This is a genomic window from Streptomyces sp. NPDC051582 (genome assembly GCF_040681715.1).
Lineage (GTDB): Bacteria > Actinomycetota > Actinomycetes > Streptomycetales > Streptomycetaceae > Streptomyces.
Genome location: NZ_JBFAZJ010000005.1, coordinates 1 through 19,321 on the forward strand (window position 1 = coordinate 1; position 19,321 = coordinate 19,321).

The 19,321-nt window shown below is 71.4% G+C and carries 18 protein-coding genes and 2 tRNA genes; 3 read left to right on the plus strand and 17 right to left on the minus strand.

Annotated features, from left to right (window positions below; genetic code table 11):
- Positions 1–71: 71 nt before the first annotated feature.
- The 8 genes from AB0M92_RS09010 to AB0M92_RS09045 form a co-directional block, all read right to left on the minus strand.
- Positions 72–144: transfer RNA gene (locus AB0M92_RS09010), tRNA-Ala, on the minus strand.
- Positions 145–305: 161 nt separating this feature from the next.
- The gene (locus tag AB0M92_RS09015; protein WP_008738908.1) at positions 306–539 is read right to left on the minus strand and encodes a hypothetical protein; all 234 of its coding nucleotides are present in this window, start codon (positions 537–539) and stop codon (positions 306–308) included.
- Positions 540–683: 144 nt separating this feature from the next.
- Positions 684–756, minus strand: a tRNA-Ala gene (locus tag AB0M92_RS09020).
- A gap of 123 nt (positions 757–879) precedes the next feature.
- The gene (locus tag AB0M92_RS09025; protein WP_366101650.1) at positions 880–1,536 is read right to left on the minus strand and encodes a histidine phosphatase family protein; all 657 of its coding nucleotides are present in this window, start codon (positions 1,534–1,536) and stop codon (positions 880–882) included.
- A complete protein-coding gene (gene rsfS / locus AB0M92_RS09030) occupies positions 1,533–1,979 on the minus strand; it encodes a ribosome silencing factor (RefSeq protein ID WP_030159316.1) in 447 nt (148 codons plus the stop codon). The genes AB0M92_RS09025 and rsfS overlap by 4 nt, the downstream gene beginning before the upstream one ends.
- A 109-nt stretch (positions 1,980–2,088) precedes the next feature.
- A complete protein-coding gene (locus AB0M92_RS09035; protein WP_366101430.1) occupies positions 2,089–3,789 on the minus strand; it encodes an LCP family protein in 1,701 nt (566 codons plus the stop codon).
- Positions 3,790–3,812: 23 nt separating this feature from the next.
- On the minus strand, positions 3,813–4,430 hold the full coding sequence (gene nadD / locus AB0M92_RS09040; protein ID WP_030862415.1) for a nicotinate-nucleotide adenylyltransferase: 618 nt from the start codon (positions 4,428–4,430) through the stop codon (positions 3,813–3,815).
- 67 nt (positions 4,431–4,497) lie between these two features.
- Positions 4,498–4,665, minus strand: coding sequence for a hypothetical protein (locus AB0M92_RS09045; protein WP_037836848.1), 168 nt, complete (start codon positions 4,663–4,665; stop codon positions 4,498–4,500).
- A 141-nt stretch (positions 4,666–4,806) separates the two neighbouring features.
- On the opposite strand from AB0M92_RS09045, the gene AB0M92_RS09050 reads away from it, so the two are divergent.
- Positions 4,807–5,886 (plus strand): M48 family metallopeptidase, encoded by a 1,080-nt coding sequence (locus tag AB0M92_RS09050; RefSeq protein ID WP_366101432.1) that lies wholly within the window; start codon positions 4,807–4,809, stop codon positions 5,884–5,886.
- Here AB0M92_RS09050 and AB0M92_RS09055 read toward each other — a convergent pair.
- The 7 genes from AB0M92_RS09055 to AB0M92_RS09085 all read right to left on the minus strand — a co-directional run bounded on the left by AB0M92_RS09055 (position 5,870) and on the right by AB0M92_RS09085 (position 12,307).
- Entirely contained in the window at positions 5,870–7,018 is a 1,149-nt protein-coding gene (locus AB0M92_RS09055; protein WP_366101433.1) for a hypothetical protein, read from the minus strand. The genes AB0M92_RS09050 and AB0M92_RS09055 overlap by 17 nt on opposite strands.
- A 68-nt stretch (positions 7,019–7,086) precedes the next feature.
- Positions 7,087–7,632 carry a hypothetical protein gene (locus AB0M92_RS09060; RefSeq protein WP_366101434.1) on the minus strand — a complete coding sequence of 182 codons (546 nt, stop codon included), beginning with the start codon at positions 7,630–7,632 and terminating at the stop codon, positions 7,087–7,089.
- A gap of 77 nt (positions 7,633–7,709) precedes the next feature.
- Entirely contained in the window at positions 7,710–8,987 is a 1,278-nt protein-coding gene (locus tag AB0M92_RS09065) for a glutamate-5-semialdehyde dehydrogenase (protein ID WP_366101435.1), read from the minus strand.
- Between the two features lie 162 nt (positions 8,988–9,149).
- A complete protein-coding gene (locus AB0M92_RS09070; protein ID WP_078613336.1) occupies positions 9,150–9,569 on the minus strand; it encodes a hypothetical protein in 420 nt (139 codons plus the stop codon).
- A gap of 62 nt (positions 9,570–9,631) precedes the next feature.
- Positions 9,632–10,759 (minus strand): glutamate 5-kinase, encoded by a 1,128-nt coding sequence (gene proB, locus AB0M92_RS09075; protein ID WP_366101436.1) that lies wholly within the window; start codon positions 10,757–10,759, stop codon positions 9,632–9,634.
- A 42-nt stretch (positions 10,760–10,801) separates the two neighbouring features.
- On the minus strand, positions 10,802–11,272 hold the full coding sequence (locus tag AB0M92_RS09080; RefSeq protein ID WP_366101437.1) for a GtrA family protein: 471 nt from the start codon (positions 11,270–11,272) through the stop codon (positions 10,802–10,804).
- Between the two features lie 3 nt (positions 11,273–11,275).
- Positions 11,276–12,307 carry a glycosyltransferase family 2 protein gene (locus tag AB0M92_RS09085; RefSeq protein ID WP_366101438.1) on the minus strand — a complete coding sequence of 344 codons (1,032 nt, stop codon included), beginning with the start codon at positions 12,305–12,307 and terminating at the stop codon, positions 11,276–11,278.
- Positions 12,308–12,465: 158 nt separating this feature from the next.
- On the opposite strand from AB0M92_RS09085, the gene AB0M92_RS09090 reads away from it, so the two are divergent.
- Together AB0M92_RS09090 and AB0M92_RS09095 are read left to right on the plus strand one after the other, a co-directional pair.
- On the plus strand, positions 12,466–15,348 hold the full coding sequence (locus AB0M92_RS09090) for a bifunctional glycosyltransferase family 2 protein/CDP-glycerol:glycerophosphate glycerophosphotransferase (protein WP_366101439.1): 2,883 nt from the start codon (positions 12,466–12,468) through the stop codon (positions 15,346–15,348).
- On the plus strand, positions 15,345–16,493 hold the full coding sequence (locus tag AB0M92_RS09095; protein WP_366101440.1) for a glycosyltransferase: 1,149 nt from the start codon (positions 15,345–15,347) through the stop codon (positions 16,491–16,493). Before AB0M92_RS09090 ends, AB0M92_RS09095 begins: the two co-directional genes overlap by 4 nt.
- Before the next feature lie 82 nt (positions 16,494–16,575).
- Here AB0M92_RS09095 and galE read toward each other — a convergent pair whose 3' ends face one another.
- Together galE and AB0M92_RS09105 are read right to left on the minus strand one after the other, a co-directional pair.
- Positions 16,576–17,577 carry a UDP-glucose 4-epimerase GalE gene (galE, locus tag AB0M92_RS09100; protein ID WP_366101441.1) on the minus strand — a complete coding sequence of 334 codons (1,002 nt, stop codon included), beginning with the start codon at positions 17,575–17,577 and terminating at the stop codon, positions 16,576–16,578.
- A gap of 81 nt (positions 17,578–17,658) precedes the next feature.
- Positions 17,659–19,278, minus strand: a complete 1,620-nt coding sequence (locus tag AB0M92_RS09105; protein WP_366101442.1) for a glycosyltransferase family 2 protein — start codon at positions 19,276–19,278, stop codon at positions 17,659–17,661.
- Positions 19,279–19,321: the final 43 nt, after the last annotated feature.

Consider the following 19,321-nt stretch of genomic DNA (forward strand, 5'->3'; position numbering starts at 1 on the left):
GGGGGGGCCCGCCGACGGTCCGCCACAGGGCGGGGGGCCCCGCCCGGGGGGGGGCGCCCGCTTCTCTTCTGTGGAGCTAAGGAGAATTGAACTCCTGACCTCCTGCATGCCATGCAGGCGCTCTACCAACTGAGCTATAGCCCCTTGCTTCTCTCTGCCGCCGGGCCCCTGCTCGGTTTCCCTGGCCGGTTCCCCCTGGCGACATCGAGAACATTACACGGTCACGGCCCAGCTCCAAAAATCGGTTTCCGGGCCCTCGGGTTTGACCGATTCGCACCTGTTGTCCGTTGCGGGCGCGGCCGGGCTCACGCCCGCGCGAACTGGTAGAACCGCTTGAGCGTGCAGTGCTCGTCGAGCAGCCGCCCATAGATCGGCTCCCCTTCCAGCTCGCGGTACGTCTCGATCGGGTCGCCTTTTATGATCAGCGCCCGCGCGCATTCCTCGCACCAGTACTGGTAGTCGGGGTTGACCGGGTCCATGTCCCGCACGATCGGCGTGCCGTTGTTGCACCAGTCGCACCGCCGCCGGTGTGCACCCATCCGTCAGCGACTCCCTCCCACGTCGGGCCGTCGACTCCCCCTCCGGCGGTCCCGATTCTGCCACGCGGGTACGGGGCAGGTCAGCAGGCACCGAAGGAACAAACGGAAGGATCCCGCCCCCTGTTGGGGACGGGATCCTGATTGTGGAGCTAAGGAGAATTGAACTCCTGACCTCCTGCATGCCATGCAGGCGCTCTACCAACTGAGCTATAGCCCCGCTCTCCGCCGCGCTCCCCCGGTTTCCGGTGTTCCGCGCTGCGAACAAGAAGAACTCTAGCCTGTGACCAGCCGGAAAGTGAAATCCGGGTGGGAGCCGGGCGGGAGCCGCCCTGAGGCGGGCTCAGTCGTCGTCGCCGAGCACCGGTTCCGGCAGCGTGCCGGCGTTGTGCTCCATCAGACGCCAGCCGCGCGCGCCCTCGCCGAGGACGGACCAGCAGCAGTTGGAGAGCCCGCCCAGGCTCTCCCAGTCATGCGCGTCCAGGCCCAGCAGCCGGCCGATCGTCGTACGGATGGTGCCGCCGTGGCTGACCACGACGAGCGTGCCGCCCTCCGGCAGCCGGTCGGCGTGCTCCAGGACCACCGGCGCCGCGCGGTCGGCGACCTCGGTCTCCAGCTCGCCGCCGCCGCGGCGCACGGGCTCGCCGCGCTTCCACGCCGCGTACTGCTCGCCGTACTTCGCGATGATCTCTTCGTGCGTGAGGCCCTGCCACTCACCGGCGTACGTCTCGCGCAGCCCGGCGTCGTGCGTCACGGGCAGGCCCGTGACGGCGGCCAGCTCGGCCGCCGTGGCGGAGGCCCGCCGCAGGTCCGAGGCGACGATGGCGGCCGGCTTCAGGGAGGCGAGCAGCCGGGCGGCGCGGCGCGCCTGCGCCACACCCGTCTCGGTCAGCTCGATGTCCGTGGAGCCCTGGAAGCGGCGCTCCAGGTTCCACGAGGTCTGGCCGTGCCGCCAGAGAACGATCTTCCGGCCCGTCTTGCGGGTGGGGGTCGTGCTCAGAACAGATCACCGTCCAGGTCCTCGTCGCCCGCCGCCTCGCGCAGCTTGGCGTGCTCCTCCGCCTTGCCCTTGGTGAGCTTGGCGTCCTCGGGCAGCTCGATCTCGGGGCAGTCCTTCCACAGGCGCTCCAGCGCGTAGAAGACCCGCTCCTCGCTGTGCTGCACGTGGACGACGATGTCGATGTAGTCGAGCAGGATCCAGCGGGCGTCGCGGTCGCCCTCGCGGCGCACCGGCTTGGCGCCGAGCTCCTTGAGCAGGCGCTCCTCGATCTCGTCGACGATCGACTTGACCTGGCGGTCGTTGGGCGCCGAGGCGAGCAGGAAGGCGTCGGTGATCGACAGCACGTCGCTGACGTCGTACGCGATGATGTCGTGCGCGAGCCGGTCGGCCGCGGCCTGGGCGGCGGCGGTGATGAGCTCGATGGAGCGGTCCGTGGCGGTCACTGGCCATGCTTTCGGGTTGGCGGGCAGATCCATACAAGGGTCTCATGTACCGCCGACCCCGCCCGCGCGCAGCGGCGCGCACGGACGGGACCACCTCCCCGGTGCCTGGTCAGGACGGTTTGTAGTCCTTGCCCAGGGTCACCACGACGTCCGCGTTCACCGCGTTTTCGCCCTTCTTCACGACGGTCTCCGCCAGGCCCAGCGTCTTGGCAACCTCGACCGCCCCGGGGCGTTGCGCGTCGTCCTGGTACGTGATCTGCGTGGTGGGCTGGGTCTTGTCGGCCTTGCCGCCGTCCACGAAGGTGTAGCCGCCGTTCAGCAGCGCCGCCTTCGCCGCGACCTGCGTCTTCTCGTCGCCGGTGGCGTCCTTGAGCCCGACGCGGGGCGCGGTGCCGGCCTGGGCCGCCGTGAAGCTGCCGCCGAGCACCTCCTTGACGACGTTCTTGTTGGCGTCGTCGGTGAGCGTGCCGTCCGGCTTCACCGCGAGGACGTCCGTGCGGTACGCGCCCTCCTTGGCGTGCTCGCCGAGCCTGGACAGCAGTGCGCCGAGGGCCTGGGCGTTCAGGGAGGGGTCGAGGATCTGGCCCATGCTCTCGACCGTGACGGTCGCCGACTTCGCGTCGCCGGGCACCTTGCGCAGCACCCCGTAGAGCACCTTGCCGAGCCGGTCCAGCTGCTTGGCCTCGGGCTCGCCCTGGCCGCGGTACGTGGCGTACGCGACGGCCATCGCGCCGCTGAGGTGCTGCTTCGGGCCCTGCCCCACGGCCGGGATCTTGGCGGCGTCGTCCGCCGGGACCGCGACGTCGGTGTCGGTGTCGATGCCTCCGACCAGCTCGACCAGGTTCTCCAGGAACGGAGTGTCCAGGCGCCAGGTGCCGCCGATGTGGGTGCCGAGCACCGAGTCGAGCGAGTCCTTGACGCCCACCCCGCCCTCCTCGACCGACTTGCCGAGGGCCGCCGCGGTGCCGTCGTCCTTCGCGACGCCCAGCGTGTTGGGCAGGAGGACGGTGGCGCCCTTCTTGGTGGTGACGTTGTCGACGAGCAGCGCCGTGGAGGTGCCGCCCTTCTTGGTGTTGTGCAAGTGGACGACGATCATGTCGCGCTTCTGCGGTCCGGAGGCGGCCGCGGCGTCCTTCTTGCGGCCGGGGCCGTCGAGGAACGGCAGCTTGCCCGCGTACCAGAGGTAGCCGACGCCGCCGACGACGAAGAGGGCGAGGACGACGATGAGGGCGACCACCCGGTTGCGGCCGCGGCGGCGGGCCTCCTCGCGGCGCTCGGTCCGGCTCTCGGTGAACTTGAGCCAGTCGATGACGTCCTCGGAGTCCTCGTCCGGCTGGTCGATGAACGCGAACTGCTCGGTGCGGTAGTCCGGGTCGGACGGCCCGCCCTCGGGCCGGCGCGGCTCGGGGACCCGGTCGGCGCGCGCCGGCCCGGGCTCGGCCGCGGGGGCCGGGGCGGGAGCGGGGGCCGGGGGCTCGGGGGCGGCCTGCTGCGGGATCCACTGCTGGCTCTGCTGCGTGTCGTACCCGTAGCCGGGGGTCTGCGGGTACTCCTGCTGTCCGGGGTACTCCTGCTGCCCGTAGTCGGGGGCGGCCGGCTGCTGGGGCTGCTGCTGCGGGTAGTAGGCCTGCTGGCCGTAGCCCTGCGGGTCGTAGCCGTACTGCTGCTGCTCGTACCCCTGGTCGTACTGCTGCTGCCCGGGGGCGGGCTGCGCGGGCACCTGGCCGTACACCGGCCGCCCGTACGGGTCGTAGCCGATGAGCTGCTGCTCCTGGGCGTACGGGTCGTACGGATCCTGTCGGTCGTTCACCGCGGGCCCCTCTCTCCGGAAGCTCAGGCTCCCCGGTACAGCTCACGCTTGTCGATGTAGCGCACCACACCGTCGGGCACCAAGTACCAGACGGGATCACCCTGGGCGACCCGGGTGCGGCAGTCCGTGGAGGAAATCGCCAGCGCGGGCACCTGCACCAGGGAGACGCCGTCCTCGGGGAGCCCGTCGTCGGTGAGCACGTGGCCCGGCCGGGTGACCCCGATGAAGTGGGCGAGCGAGAAGAGCTCGTCGGCGTTGCGCCAGGTCAGGATCTGGGCGAGGGCATCGGCACCGGTGATGAAGAACAGGTCGGCGTCCTCGTTGAGGGCGCTCAGATCACGCAGGGTGTCGATGGTGTACGTCGGCCCGCCGCGGTCGATGTCGATGCGGCTCACCGAGAACTGCGGGTTCGAGGCCGTCGCGATGACCGTCATCAGATAGCGGTCCTCGGCGGGGGACACGGCGCGCTGCGACTTCTGCCACGGCTGGCCGGTCGGTACGAACACCACCTCGTCGAGGTGGAACAGGGCGGCCACTTCGCTGGCGGCCACCAGGTGTCCGTGGTGGATCGGGTCGAATGTCCCGCCCATCACGCCGAGCCGGCGCTTGACCGGGCCGGTAGGCATCTCCTGCTCTCCCATGAGCGCAGAGCCTACTGGCCCGGCGGAGCGGTGCGGACCCGCATTCGAGCGTGTGCGCGACGACGGCTCAGCGGTCGCGGTTCAGGCGCGTGGTCACCCAGAGCATCAGGAGCAGGATGAACAGCGCGCCGCCGCCGGTCAGGTACGGGTTCAGGCTGTCGTGGTTGCCGCCGTGCTGCTCGGCGCCCTCCGACGCGAGAACGACCAGGTTGTGGGCGGTGGAGGAGAGGCTCATCAGGCAGATACCTATCGAGTCGGGGAGCGGGCGGAGACTTCGCTCACATCGTATGCGGGGGCCTGGGGCACGCTCACGCCGACTCAGGCGTTGGAGAGGATAGACGCAGGAGCACTCAGGCCGATCAAGGGGGAGGGCGTCATGAAGGAGACCGGGTTCGAGAAGGTGCCGGCGAGGGACCGCAGGAGGTTCCCCGGGATTTCCTCGCGCGCGTACGAGCACCCGGCGGACCGTTCGGCGCTGGTGGCGCTGCGCAAGCTGAGCGGGTTCGACACGGTGTTCAAGGCCCTGAGCGGGCTGCTTCCGGAGCGCAGCCTGCGGCTACTCTTCCTGTCGGACTCCGTCCGGGTGGGCGAGACGCAGTTCCCGCACCTGCACGAGATGCTCCGCGACGCCTGTTACATCCTGGACCTGGAGAAGGTCCCGCAGATGTACGTGCAGCAGGACCCGAGGCCGAACGCGATGTGCATCGGGCTGGACGAGCCGATCATCGTGGTGACGACGAGCCTGGTCGAGCTGCTCGACGAGGAGGAGATGCGGGCGGTCGTGGGCCACGAGGTGGGCCACGCGCTGTCGGGGCACGCGGTGTACCGCACGATCCTGCTGTTCCTGACGAACCTGGCGCTGAAGGTGGCGTGGATCCCGCTGGGCAATGTGGCGATCATGACGATCGTGACCGCGCTGCGGGAGTGGTTCCGCAAGTCGGAGCTGTCCGCGGACCGCGCTGGACTGCTGGTCGGGCAGGACGTGAACGCGTCGATGCGGGGCCTGATGAAGCTCGCGGGCGGCAACCACCTCCACGAGATGAACGTGGACGCCTTCCTGGCCCAGGCCGAGGAGTACGAGTCCAGCGGCGATCTGCGCGACTCCGTCCTGAAGATCCTCAACGTGCTGCCGCGCACGCACCCCTTCGCCACCGTGCGCGCGGCCGAGCTGAAGAAGTGGTCCCAGAACCGGGACTACCAGCGGATCATGGACGGCCACTACCCGCGGCGCGAGGAGGACAAGGACACCTCGGTGTCGGACTCCTTCCGCGAGTCGGCCTCGCACTACGCGGAAGCGGTGCGCAGCAGCAAGGACCCGCTGTTCAAGCTGGTCGGCGACATCGCGGGCGGGGCGGCCGATGTCGGCGGCAAGCTGCGCGACAAGTTCACCGGCGCGGCCGGCGGGGGCTCGACCGCGAACGGCGGGGCCACGGGCGGGGCTACGGAGCAGGGCTGACGGGGGCCGTCCCGGCGGGCGTGGGCGGGGCCAGTACGCCGCACAGCCCGGCGGCGCGCCTCGGGGTGCCGCTGGCGTACGGATCGCTCGCGGCCGGGCCGACCGTGGTCGGTCCGGCTCCGGCCAGGACGGGGCGGAAGCCTTCGGCCGGCTCGTCGGAGCAGGCCTGCGGCCCGGCCATCACGTAGGCGGTGACCAGCTCCGCCCGGCGGGCGACGAGGTCGTCCCGGTCGAAGCGCAGCTTCAGCTCCCGCCGGACGGTGAAGAGCGAGGCGCCGTCGGCGGCCGCCGGGGATCCGGTGGCGGGGCGCACGGCGTACACGAAGGTGTGGTCGGTGATCACTTCGAGGACGTCCGCGGAGACCTCGTCGATGGCGAGGGTTCCGCTGACCCGGACCCTGGTGTCGGCCACGACCGCCGTGCCCGGGTCGAAGCGGACCAGCCAGCCGGTGGCGGCGTGCCGTCCGTCGCCGGAGGGCGAGGTCATGCTGCGGTCGAACTGGTCCAGCTGGTCGGGGTCGAGCAGGACCCGCACGGGCCGGTTGGCGGCCCCGGCCAGCACGTCGGGGTCCAGCGAGGACTGCACCAGGTAGTCCTTGGCGATGGACAGCGCGGTGACGACCTGGCCTTCGGTGAAGTGGTGGGTGCGGCGCGCGCCGGGCAGGGTGATGCCGGCCGCCCCGACGCGGTAGTCGGCCGCCGGGCTGTTCGCGTACAGGTCGGCGGGGCGTCCGCCGGGCACCGCCGCGGCGGGCGCGAGCGGCACGATCGTGCTGGTCAGCGGCTCGGTGCGGACCACGGCCGGGGGCAGGCTCGGGTTGCTCAGGCCCATGTAGACGGCCACGGCGAAGGCCACCGCGATGAGCAGCACGAGCAGCATGCCCTGGCGGGCGCCGCGGCCGGGCGTGCCGGTGCGGGGCCTGGCGGAGCCGGAGCCGGACCAGATGGACCGGCTGCGTACGGCCCGCGCGTGATCGCCCATGCGCTCCTGGGCCGAGAACTCCTGGAGGCGGGCAGCCCGGACGAAGTCCTCGTCGAACACCACCGACCGGTACTCGTCCGACCGGAACTCCTCGTCACCCCCGCCGATGCCCTCGGGGGTGCCGTCGGGTGGATCTCCTGGCACGGCCATCGCTTCTCCCCGCTGTCCCCGCTTCAGAGAAGCCCCCAGCTCCGGTGAGCGCGAGTGGGGTCGTACCTTCAGGGTTGGCGGGCGACGGGGTACGTAAACGCTCCGGCGCCGGTGACTTCGGTGAGCGGCGTGGTGGCGGGCGCGGGCGCGTGGTCCGCGTCGCTCGACGCACTGCGGTAGACGGCGCTGAAGGCCAGGGCGACCATGCCGAGGCCCATCACGAAGGCGAGCACCCAGGCGACCGGCCGCAGCCAGGGCGAGCGGCCCCGGTAGGGCCGCAGGGAGCCGCCGTAGACCCCGTAGGGGCCGTCCGCGTAGCCGGGGCCGTGTTCCCAGCCGGGTTCGTCGATGCCGTACCCGTCGGGGCGGCCGTAGCCGTAGCCCTCGTAGTCGTCGTCGGAGGTCCAGCCGCCGGCGACGGCGCGGGCGGCTTCCGCCTCCGCGCGCGCCCGGTCGGCGGCCCGCTGGCGCTCCGCGGCGCTCGGTTCATGGATCTCGGCGCTCCGGACGAAGTCCTCGTCGAACACCACGGAGGCGAAGTCCTGATCCGCGCCTCCGCGGTCGTCGTCGGGCTCCCCGTCGTCCGGGAACTTGCCCCCCACGTCGTCCGGCACAGCACCAGCCTAGACCGGGGGAACTGCTTTGGGCAGGGTGTGCGCCGAAATCCGGCCACCCGGTGTGTGCTCCGCGACTACCGGACGTGACCGTCGCCGGTGACGATGTACTTGGTGGAGGTGAGCTCCGGAAGGCCCATCGGGCCCCGGGCGTGCAGCTTCTGGGTGGAGATCCCGATCTCGGCGCCGAAGCCGAACTGGCCACCGTCGGTGAACCGGGTGGACGCATTTACGGCGACCGTGGTCGAGTCGACCAGCTGGGTGAAGCGGCGGGCGGCGGCCTGCGAGGTGGTGACGATCGCCTCGGTGTGACCGGAGGTCCAGCGGCGGATGTGGGCGACGGCGTCGTCGAGGGAGTCCACGACCCCGGCGGCGATGTCGTACGAGAGGTACTCGGCGGCCCAGTCCTCGTCGGTGGCGGGGAGCGCGGTGGCCTTGGAGTGCTCGGCGGCCGCGAGGACCCGGTCGTCCCCGTGGACGGTCACGCCGGCCTCGGCGAGGGCGTCGAGGGCGCGCGGCAGGAACGCGTCGGCGATGTCGCGGTGGACCAGGAGGGTCTCGGCGGAGTTGCAGACGGAGGGCCGCTGCGCCTTGGAGTTGACGAGGATGTCCACGGCCATGTCGAGGTCGGCCTGGGCGTCCACGTAGACGTGGCAGTTGCCGGTACCGGTCTCGATGACCGGGACGATGGACTCCTCGACGACGGTCTTGATGAGGGAGGCGCCGCCGCGCGGGATGAGGACGTCGACGAGGCCGCGGGCGCGCATCAGCTCGCGGACGGAGTCGCGGGACTCGCCGGGGACGAGCTGGACCGCGTCCGCGGGCAGGCCGGCGCTCTCGACGGCGTCGCGCAGGATCGCGACGAGGGCGGTGTTGGAGGAGTACGCGGAGGAGCTGCCGCGCAGCAGGACCGCGTTGCCGGACTTGAGGCAGAGGGCGGCGGCGTCGACGGTGACGTTGGGGCGGGCCTCGTAGATGATGCCGACGACGCCGAGCGGGACGCGGATCTGGCGCAGGTCGATCCCGTTGGGAAGGGTCGAGCCGCGGACGACCTCGCCGACGGGGTCGGGGAGGGCGACGACGTCCCGGACGTCGGAGGCGATGGCCGCGACGCGGTCCGGGGTGAGGGTGAGGCGGTCGATGACGGTCTCGCTGGTGCCGGCTTCGCGGGCCCTGGCGACGTCCACGGCGTTGGCCTCGACGATCTCGGCCGTACGGGCCACCAGCGCGTCCGCGATGGCCAGGAGGGCGGTGTCCTTGGCGGACCGCGGGAGGGGGGCGATGGCCGCGGCGGCGGTACGGGCGGCTTGCGCGGTGGCGATCACGGGCGAGACGGGGGCGTCGAGCGAGGTCATGCCGCCCAGGGTAGTCCCCGGGCCCGCCGGGGCCGCGGGGGTTCCACCCCCCGAGACGCCCGTCTCGGTCCGGCCCGTGCCGCGCCCGGCGCCGGGGCCCTGCGGGCTCCTCCCCGCCCCGCCCTTCCGCCGTTCCCCGGGGGTGCGCCCGGACCCGTACGGCTAGTACGGGTGCACGCCCACCGGGTGCGCCGGGGGCGGGCCGTAGCCCTCCGCGACTCGCAGGTGGTACGTCGCGCGGTCGATGACCTCCAGGCCGACGATCTCCCACGGCGGGAGCTGCGCCGAGGAGCGGTGTTCGCCCCACAGGCGCAGGGCGACGGCCGCGGCATCGTGGAGGTCGCGGGCCTCCTCCCAGTACCGGATCTCCGCGTGGTCGTCGGCGTACCGGCTGGTCAGCAGGAAGGGGTGGTCGTGCGCCAGCTGCTCCAGGCCGCGCCGGACCTCCGACAGCGGCGCCGGCTTGCCGGAGACGCTCAGGGTGACGTGCCAGAGGCGGGAGGCCTCGTCCTGCTCGCCGTCCCCGCCGCCGCTGATGCTGGTCAGCGCTCGTCTCACCAGCCCGCCTCCTGTCTGCGCCATGCCTTGTCCGCCCCTCACAGTTGACCAGTCCCCGGCCCGCCGCGCGGCGGTTTTACCGAACCTCAGCCCTCCAGCAGGACCAGATCGTCGCGGTGTACGACCTCGCGCTCGTACTCCGGGCCGAGTTCCTTCGCCAGCTCCCGGGTGGAGCGGCCCAGCAGCTGCGGGAGTTCCTTCGCGTCGAAGTTGACCAGCCCGCGGGCCACGGCTCGGCCGTCGGGCCCGCGCAGCTCCACCGGGTCGCCGGCGACGAAATCGCCCTCGACGGCCGCGATCCCGGCGGGCAGCAGGGAGCTGCCGCGCTCGGTGACCGCGCGTACGGCGCCCTCGTCCAGGACCAGGTGCCCTTGCGGGGTCGAGGCGTGCTGGAGCCAGAGCAGCCGGTCCGCCGAGCGGCGGCCGGTGGCGTGGAAGTGCGTACCGGTGAGCCGGCCCGCGAGGGCGTCGGCCGCCTGGCTCGCCGAGGTGAGGACGACCGGGATGCCCGCCGCGGCCGCGATCCGCGCCGCCTCGACCTTGGTGACCATGCCGCCGGTGCCGACACCCGCCTTGCCCGCGCTGCCGATCGAGACGTGCGCGATGTCCTCGGGACCGCGCACCTCGTCGATGCGGGTGGTGCCGGGCAGCGAGGGGTCGCCGTCGTAGAGGCCGTCCACATCGGACAGGAGAACGAGGAGGTCGGCGCGGACCAGGTGGGCGACGAGGGCGGCGAGCCGGTCGTTGTCGCCGAAGCGGATCTCGTCCGTGGCAACGGTGTCGTTCTCGTTGACCACCGGCAGGGCGCCCATCGCCAGGAGCTGGTCCAGGGTCCGGTAGGCGTTGCGGTAGTGGGCACGGCGGCTGGTGTCGTCGCCGGTCAGCAGCACCTGCCCGACGCGGACCCCGTACCGCGCGAAGGAAGCGGTGTACCGGGCGACCAGCAGCCCCTGCCCGACGCTGGCAGCGGCCTGCTGCCGGGCCAGATCGGTCGGGCGACGGCGCAGGCCGAGCGGGGAGAGCCCGGCGGCGATGGCTCCGCTGGAGACGAGGACGAATTCCTTCTCGCCGCCGCTGCGCGCCTTGGCCAGTACGTCGACCAGGGCGTCCACCCGGTCGGCGTCGAGTCCGCCCGCCGCGGTGGTCAGGGAGGAGGAGCCGACCTTGACCACGATCCTGCGGGCGTCCACGACACCTTGCCTAGCCGCTGACACGTCTGTCCCCTTGCCCCTTGCCGGTACGTCTGCCACCTCAATCTACGGGGTGGTGCGCCGCGCCCGCGCAGGGGTTTCAGCCGGTGGACTTGAGGCCCCGGAGCCGCTGCGGGCCGGCTCCGGGTCCTCGGCCGCGGCGGCCGCACCCGGGACGAGGATCTTGCGCGAGAGCAGATAGGTGAAGGGGATGGCGACGACCGCGGCGACGAGCGGGGCGATCCGGGTGTCGAGCCCGGCCCAGGTCACCAGGGCGTAGAGCCCGGCGGACTGGATCACGTAGTTCGTGATGTTCGTCAGCGGGAAGAGGAGGAACTTCTTCCAGGTGGGCCTGGTCCGGTAGGTGAAGTAGGTGTTCATGAAGAACGAGCCGACCATCGCCAGCAGGAAGGCGAGGGTGTAGGCGAGGAAGTACGGCATCCACGGGTGCAGCAGCAGGTAGATGACGAAGAAGGTGCCGGTGTTGACGGCTCCGACGAGGCCGAAGCGGAAGATCTGGCCGAGCTGGCTGCGCATGGTTCAGCGCACCTCGCGCTCGGCCGAGACCGTCGGGCGCGCGGCGGACAGGCCGCCTCGCTCGCGGGCGTCGGCGTGGACCCCGGCGGCGTCGGGGCGGGCCTGCGGGTCCGCGCCGTGCGCCTCCTTCACCAGGAAGTGCGGGCGGCGCTTGGTCTCGTAGTAGATGCGGCCGATGTACTCGCCGATCAGACCCAGCATGATCATCTGGACGCCGCCGATGCCGGTGATGATCGCGACGAGGGTGACGTAACCGGGCGCGGTGACCCCGTTGGTCATGGCCATGACCGCGATGTACACGGCGTACAGGGCGGTCAGCGCCACCAGCGACACGCCCGCCCAGATGCCGATCCGCAGCGGCCGGTTGTTGAAGGAGATCAGCCCGTCCATGGCGTAGTTCAGCAGCGAGCCGAACTTCCACTTCGTCTCGCCCGCCTCGCGCTGGGCATTGCGGTAGTCGAAGTGGACGGTGTCGAAGCCGATCCAGGAGAAGAGGCCCTTGGAGAAGCGGTTGTACTCCGGCAGCGACAGCAGCGCGTCCACGGCCGGCCGCGACAGCAGGCGGAAATCGCCGACGCCGTCGGTGAGCTCCACGTCGACCCAGCGGTTGACCCCGCGGTAGTAGAGGCGGCTGAGCGCGGAGCGGACCTTCTTGTCGCCTTCGCGGGTGCGGCGGGCGATGATCTGGTCGTGGCCCTGCCGGTGGTAGTCGAGCATGGTGGCGATGAGCTCCGGCGGGTGCTGGAGGTCGGCGTCCATGATCACGACGGCGTCGCCGGTGGCCTCGCGCAGGCCGGCGAGCATGCCGGCCTCCTTGCCGAAGTTGCGGCTGAAGGAGACGTACCGGGTCTGCTCCCCGTGTTCGGCGGCAATCTTGCGAAGCTTGGCGAGGGTGCCGTCGCGGCTGCCGTCGTCGACGTAGCAGACTTCGTACTCGACGGGCAGGGAGTCCAGGACCCTGCGGATCTCCAGGTCGAAGCTGTCGATCACGGCTTCTTCGTTGTAGCAAGGGACTACTACGGACAGCTTCGTCATGAACACTTCCTGCTGGGTCCGAACGGGTGATTGTCGGCGACCGGACCCGCCACACACCTCTTCCTTAGAAGTATGCACGCCGAGGGTCGGCCTGCCGGATCCGAGCGCGGCACACGGTAGCTTTGACGGGTTAAGCGGAATGGAACAAAGGGATCGAGGTGCACGTGCCTGACGTCTCCGTGGTCGTCATCGTCTACAACGACGCAGAGCGTCTGCCGACAGCCGTCCAGTCGGTTTTGGACCAGACCCTGCACGGGGTCGAAGTCGTGATCGTCGACGACTGCAGCAAGGACCGGTCGTACGCGATCGCCCAGGAGCTCGAAACCGCGCACCCTGGCAGAGTGCGCGCCTTCCGGCTGCCTGAGAACAGCGGCGGCTGCGGTGCCCCGCGCAACCACGGCATCCGGCAGGCCACCGGCACGTACGTCATGTTCCTGGACAGCGACGACGTGCTGGAACGAAACGCCTGCCGCAACATGCTGGCCGCGGCCGAGCGGACCGGCAGCGACCTGGTCTCCGGCATGTGCGTGCGCGTGCACCTCGACAACCGGTGGGGCAAGACCACCGAGTGGTATCCGTGGATCTACTCACGCACCCGCACGCTGGAGTCGATCACCGAGGACCCGGACCTGCTGGTCTACGACACCCTCTCCACGAACAAGTGCTACCGGCGCGCGTTCCTGCTGGAACAGGGCCTGGAGTTCCCGGTCGGCATCCACTACGAGGACCTGCTCTTCTCCGCGCAGGCCTACGTGGCAGCACGCCGCATCACGCTGATCCCGAACCACGTCTACTACTGGAACGTGGTCGAGAAGGCCTCGGCGAAGTCCATCAGCAACCGGCGCCACGAGATCGCGAACTTCGTCCACCGGATGGAGATCCACCGCCGCGTCGACGAGCTGCTGGCCGCCAAGGGCCACACGGAAATCAAGTCCGCGAAGGACGCCAAGTTCCTCAAGCACGACCTGGTGCTGCACCTGCGCGACCTGCCGCTGCTGGGCGACGCGTACCGCCAGGAGTTCGCCCGCCTCGCCAACGGCTACCTGGCCGGCATCGACCCCGCCGCGTACGAGAACGTCACGTACCTCCAGGCGATCTGCGCCTACCTGCTGGGCAAGGAGGACTGGGACAACCTGCTCCCGGCCGCCGACGCCATGACGAACAAGGGCCGGCTCACCTCCCCGCTCGCCGAGCGCGACGGCCGCGTCTACTGGTGCGCGTCGCACCTCGACGACGAGGACGAGGGCGCCGAGGCCCGCCGGATACTGGACGTCACCGACCAGGGCTTCCACACCACGCCGCTGCCCTCCCTCGCACTGGGCAACCGACTGACCTCGTACGCGGACGACGGGCGCGGTACCGTCACGCTCTCCGGCGCCGTGGTGAACCCGCTCGGCCGGATCAGCCCGGAGGCCGAGCTGAAGGCCACCCTGGAGTTCCGCGCCCGCCGCCAGATCGGCGTGCGGTCGTTCAGCTTCCCGGTGGCAACCGTGCGACACGCCGGTGACACGATCGAGTGGACCACCACGGCCGACATCGCCGGCACCGTGCGCCCCCTCGGCATCATCGACGCCGTCTGGGACGTCCGTCTGAAGCTGACCGCCGGTGGCACCCGCCTCACCACCCGCGTCTCCGTCGGCGGTGTCGACATGGAGTCGGCCGCCCGCCTGCGCGTGCGCCCGCGGCTGACGCGGCTGGTCTCCGACCGCTTCGAGCCGGAGGTCACCAAGAAGGGGAACCTCTCCTACGTCCTGACCGCCCAGGGCGCCGCCGCCGTCCGCACGCAGACGCTGATCAGCAGCGCGATGCACGGCAAGGCCGCCGGCGTGGTCAAGCGGGGCCTGCGCAAGGCCCTGCGCGCCCGCCGCAACCTCGGCTCGGGCGAGCAGAAGGTGAAGGTCTACCACGAGGTCTTCTCGAAACTGCCGGTCAAGAAGGGCACGGTCGTCTTCGAGAGCCACATGGGCAAGCAGTACAGCGACAGCCCGAAGGCCATCTACGAGGAGATGGTCCGCCAGGGCGTCCCGTTCGAGGCGATCTGGTCGTACGCGGGCGGCAAGCCCACCGGTTTCCCCAAGGAAGCCACCCTGGTGCGCCGCTGGAGCTGGCCGTACCTGCGCGCGCTGGCGCAGGCGGAGTTCTGGGTCGACAACCAGGGCTTCCCCCTGGCCCTGGCCAAGCGCGACGGCACCACGTACATCCAGACCTGGCACGGCTCCGCGCTCAAGCGCATGGGCTTCCACGAGCCCCGCACCAAGGCGCAGGGCAAGGCCGGCCAGGACCGCTTCCAGGCGGCCGTCAACCGCTTCGACCACTTCCTGATCCGCTCCGAGCACGACGCCCGAACCCTCGCCAAGGGCTTCCGGCTCCGCGACGAGGTGCTGCTGCGCACCGGCTATCCGCGCAACGACGCCCTGGTCGAGGCGCACCGCGCCGAGGCGCAGAGCGGGGAGCGGGTGCGCGGACCGCTCGCGGCCGAGCTGGGCATCGACCCGGAGAAGAAGGTGCTGCTGTACGCGCCGACCTTCCGGGCGACCGCGGACGGCGCGGTGGAGGGCTTCGAGTTCCCCTTCGACGTGGAGGAGTTCGCCGAGCGCCTCGGCGACCGCTTCACGCTGCTCGTGCGCACCCACTACCTCAACAGCGTCTCGCTGCCGCCATCGGTCGCGGGCCGGGTCGTCGACGTGTCCCGGCACCACGACATCACCCCGCTCCTGGCACTCGCCGACGGGCTGATCACCGACTACTCGTCCGTGATGTTCGACTACTCGGTCCTGGACCGGCCGATGGTGTTCTTCGCGTACGACTACGAGAAGTACGCGACCGACATCCGCGGCACGTACTTCGACCTGAAGGAGAAGGCACCCGGCCCGGTCGTGGCCACGGCCGACGAACTCCTCCAGGCGCTCGCCGCCTTCGACGAGGCGGACGCCAAGTACGCCGAGGCCCGGCAGCGATTCCTCACCGAGTTCGGCGAGTACGACCGCGGGGACGCGGCCCGCCAGATCGTCGAGAAGTTCTTCACCGGGAGCGGCAAGTGAGCCGGGACATCTTCATCGTCTCCAACAGCGTCGACGAGCTCGGCGGCGTGACGACCTGGTCGCACCAGATGGCCAGGCTGTTCACCGACCGCGGGCACCGGGTGCACATCGTCGGCATCGCCCCGGTCGCCGAGGAGATCCGGCAGAAGCTGCCGCAGGACCTGCCGTACGCGATGACCACCCTGTATGAAACCCACCCGCCCAAGGCGCGCCGCCTGCGCGGGATCAAGGGCAGGCTGAACGCCCCCGAGCGCAGGCGCCAGGCCGCGCGGCGGGCGCAGATGCGGGCCAAGGCGGAGAAGCTGAACGAGCTGCTGCGCGCGGCCGGCCCCGGGGCCGTCGTGATCGTCACGCAGGTCTGGGCGATGGAGTGGGTGGCGCTCTCCGACACCAAGGGGCTCAGCGTCATCGGCATGAGCCACGAGTCGTTCGAGGCCAGCCAGAAGTCCACCCGCGCCGAGCGGGTCCGCCGCCACTACCCCGAGGTCGACCGGCTGCTGGTGCTGACCCCGGAGGACGCGGACCAGTGGATCCGGGCCGGCATGGAGAACGTGGGCAGCATGCCGAACCCGCTGCCGTTCATGCCGGACTCCCCCGCGCCGCGTACCGGGAAGATCGTCGCCAGCGTCGGCCGCCTCGCCTTCGAGAAGGGCATGGACCTGCTGCTCGACGCGTGGGCGGACGCCGCCCCGCACCACCCCGACTGGGTCCTGCGGATCTACGGGGCGGGCGTCGAGGAGCCGGCGCTGCGGGCGCACGCCGCGGCGCTCGGGCTGACCGACTCCGTGGAGTGGATGGGCAGCACCGACGACGTGCTGGCCGCGCTGCGCGGGGCCTCGGTGTTCGCGCAGGCCTCGCGGGCGGAGGGCTTCCCGATCACGCTGCTGGAGGCGATGGCCGCGGGCGTGCCGGTGGCCGCGTTCGACTGCGCGCCGGGCGTGCGGGAGATCGTGGAGCACGGCGAGGACGGGCTGCTGGCCCGGCTGGGCAACACGATGGAGCTGGCCGGGCACCTCGACGCGCTGATGGCGGACCGCGAACTGCGCGACCGGCTGGGCGACAACGCCTTCCGCAACGTGCAGCGGTACTCCAGCGCCGAGATCACCGACCGCTGGGAAGAGCTGTTCACGTTCCTGGAGCGCTGAGCCGCCGTGACGCACGAAGCCGCCCGCCCCGGAACGCGTCCGGGGCGGGCGGCTTCACGTCGTCCTGCGCGGGGCAGCGGGCTCAGCGCGCGACGTGCGGCAGTTCGCCCTTGCGGTTGGCCTCCCAGCCCTCCCAGGCCGAGGTGATCATCTCGCGGACGTCGTGCTTGGCCTTCCAGCCCAGCTCCGCGGCGATCTTGTCGGCCGAGGCCACGACCTTCGCCGGGTCACCGGGGCGGCGCGGAACGACGACGGGCTCGTGCGTGTGCCCGGTGCCCTCGTTCAGCAGCTGCGCCATCTCCCGTACGGAGACGCCCTCGCCGCGGCCGATGTTGACGGTGAGGTCCTTGTAGTCGCCGGTCGCGCCCCACTCGACGAGCTTGCGGGCCGCCACCACGTGGGCCTCGGCGAGGTCCTCGACGTGGATGTAGTCGCGGATGCAGGTGCCGTCCGGGGTCGCGTAGTCGTCGCCGAAGATCCGGGCGCCCTCGCCCTTGTCGAATCGCTCGAAGACCATCGGCACCAGGTTGAAGACACCGGTGTCCGCGAGCTCGGGGGCGGCGGCGCCCGCCACGTTGAAGTAGCGCAGGCAGGCGGTGGAGATGCCGTGCGCCTTGCCCGCCGCCCGGACCAGCCACTCGCCGGCGAGCTTCGTCTCGCCGTACGGGCTCAGCGGCGCGCAGGGGGTCTCCTCGGTGACGAGCTCCACGTCGGGCATGCCGTACACGGAGGCGGAGGAGGAGAAGAGGAAGTTGCGCACGCCGGCCGCGGCCACCGCGCCCAGCAGGACCTGAAGGCCCTCCACGTTCTCGTGGTAGTAGTACAGCGGCTTCTCGACGGACTCGCCGACCTGCTTCTTGCCCGCCAGGTGCACCACGCCGGTGATCTTGTAGCGCCGCAGGGTCTCGTCCAGGTTCAGCCGGTCCAGGACCGTGCCGATCACCAGCGGGACGCCCTCCGGGACGCGGTCCTCGTTGCCCGTGGAGAGGTCGTCGTAGACGACGACGCTCTCACCCGCGGCCACCATCGCGCGGACGACGTGGGAGCCGATGTAGCCGGCGCCACCAGTGATCAGAAAAGTCATGCGTATCTCTCCCTGGGGTCCCCGGAGCGGCTCCGGGGTCCTGTCCGAAATCTCGGGCGACCGTGCGATCGCCGCCTGTCTTCACTCCGATCCGCGGCCTGCCCGGGCCCGGTGGAGACGGTTGCGTACGAGGCTCAGCGCGCCCGCGGCACCCGGCGCGAGCCGCAGGGCCAGTGATCCCCCGCCCGTACGGAACGGCTGCGCCAGCAGAACACCGTACCTGCTGCTCGGCAGGGCCCGGCGGTGCAGGAGCCCTTCGAGGGGGCGCGGGGAAGTGAGCAGGGAGCTCCCGTCAGCGAACTCCACGCCCACCTGAACGCCCCACGCCTGCATGCCGCGGCGGCCCTGGCGGCGCCCCGCGGCGGCCACGCCGGTGAGCCGGAAGGGCAGTTCGGCGGTCCAGCCGTCGCCGTCGGCGGCTGCGCGCAGCTCCACCGGCCGGTCCTGGACCGGCTGCCCGCCGGAGCGCGGCACGAAGCTCAGCCTGGCGGTGCGCGGTCCGGCTTCGGCGAGGCGCCCGTACAGCTCGCGCACCCGGATCCGCAGCCGGCCGGGGCCGACCGGTTCGGCGTCGATGCTGACGGGCAGTTCGGCCACGGGAAGCCCGGCCAGCCCGTCGAGGACCACCGGGAGCTCCTCGCTCCACACGGGCTGCCCGCCGGGGCCGGTGGCGTACGGGGGCAGCAGCCTGGGCGGCTCGGCGGCGAAACGGGTGAGCCGTTCGACGTCGGCGGGCGGGGTCGCGGTGGCACGCAGCAGCCGGACGATCCAGCGGGCGTGCTCCCCGGCGGCCTCCACGGCGGCCTCGTCGAAACCGGCGAGGTAATCGCGGGTCAGCGTCCACCAGGCGGCCTGGTACTCGGGGTCCTTGCCGAGCTCGCGCAGGTACATGCGCAAGTCGTACTCCAGGAACTTCACCTGGCAGGCGAGACCCAGCTCCGGGGAGGAGCCGGTGATGATGCGGCGGGCCTCGCGGTGGGCCTCGATCCGGGAGCGCCAGTTGCCGACGTCCTTGCGGTCGAGGGAGATCGACACCTGGGCGGCGCCGCGGCGCACGTGCCAGACGTAGACGAGGTCGCCGATGACGGCGATGCGCGGGGCGGCGGCCAGCACGCGTGCGGTGAAGACGAAGTCCTCGTAGGTGAACCGGCCGTCGGGGAAGCGGATCGCGTGCTCGTCCAGGAAGGCCCGCTCGTACAGCTTGTTGACGCAGAGGGTGTCCCGGACCAGCTCGGGCCGGTCGGCGGGCCGCTCGATCACGTCGCCCGCGGTGTACAGCCCGGGCATCCAGGGCACGTCGTGGTGGAGCGGCAGCTCGCGGCGCACGCACGCGCCGACGGTCACCGGCGCGCGGTGTTCCCCGGCGGCGCGCACGAGCGCGTCGGCCGCCCCCGGGGGCAGCACGTCGTCGCTGTCGAGGAAGAGGACGTACGGGGAGGTCGCGGCCTCGATCCCGTCGTTGCGCGGGGTGCCGCAGCCCCCGCTGTTCTCCGTGCGGTGCACGACCTTCAGGCGGGGGTGGACGGCTGCCAGCTCGTCCAGCACCCGCGCGGTGCCGTCGGCCGAGGCGTCGTTCACGGCGATCACCTCGGCGACGACCGGGCCCTGGGCGAGAGCCGAGGAAACGGCCTCGCCCACGAGCACGGCGTCGTTGTACGCGATCACCACGACGGAAACGCTGGGAGTGTTGGTGCTGCTCACCCAGTGGATCCTAGGCGACCGGCGTAAACATCACTTCAACACC

What these genes read in the sequence shown, in the direction of transcription:
- AB0M92_RS09015 (WP_008738908.1), bottom strand. Translation starts at nt 539, where the DNA reads ATGGGTGCACACCGGCGGCGGTGCGACTGGTGCAACAACGGCACGCCG.
- nadD (WP_030862415.1), bottom strand. Translation starts at nt 4,430, where the DNA reads ATGGGAGAGCAGGAGATGCCTACCGGCCCGGTCAAGCGCCGGCTCGGC.
- AB0M92_RS09045 (WP_037836848.1), bottom strand. Translation starts at nt 4,665, where the DNA reads ATGAGCCTCTCCTCCACCGCCCACAACCTGGTCGTTCTCGCGTCGGAG.
- AB0M92_RS09050 (WP_366101432.1), top strand. Translation starts at nt 4,807, where the DNA reads ATGAAGGAGACCGGGTTCGAGAAGGTGCCGGCGAGGGACCGCAGGAGG.
- AB0M92_RS09055 (WP_366101433.1), bottom strand. Translation starts at nt 7,018, where the DNA reads ATGGCCGTGCCAGGAGATCCACCCGACGGCACCCCCGAGGGCATCGGC.
- AB0M92_RS09065 (WP_366101435.1), bottom strand. Translation starts at nt 8,987, where the DNA reads ATGACCTCGCTCGACGCCCCCGTCTCGCCCGTGATCGCCACCGCGCAA.
- AB0M92_RS09070 (WP_078613336.1), bottom strand. Translation starts at nt 9,569, where the DNA reads ATGGCGCAGACAGGAGGCGGGCTGGTGAGACGAGCGCTGACCAGCATC.
- AB0M92_RS09080 (WP_366101437.1), bottom strand. Translation starts at nt 11,272, where the DNA reads ATGCGCAGCCAGCTCGGCCAGATCTTCCGCTTCGGCCTCGTCGGAGCC.
- AB0M92_RS09085 (WP_366101438.1), bottom strand. Translation starts at nt 12,307, where the DNA reads ATGACGAAGCTGTCCGTAGTAGTCCCTTGCTACAACGAAGAAGCCGTG.
- galE (WP_366101441.1), bottom strand. Translation starts at nt 17,577, where the DNA reads ATGACTTTTCTGATCACTGGTGGCGCCGGCTACATCGGCTCCCACGTC.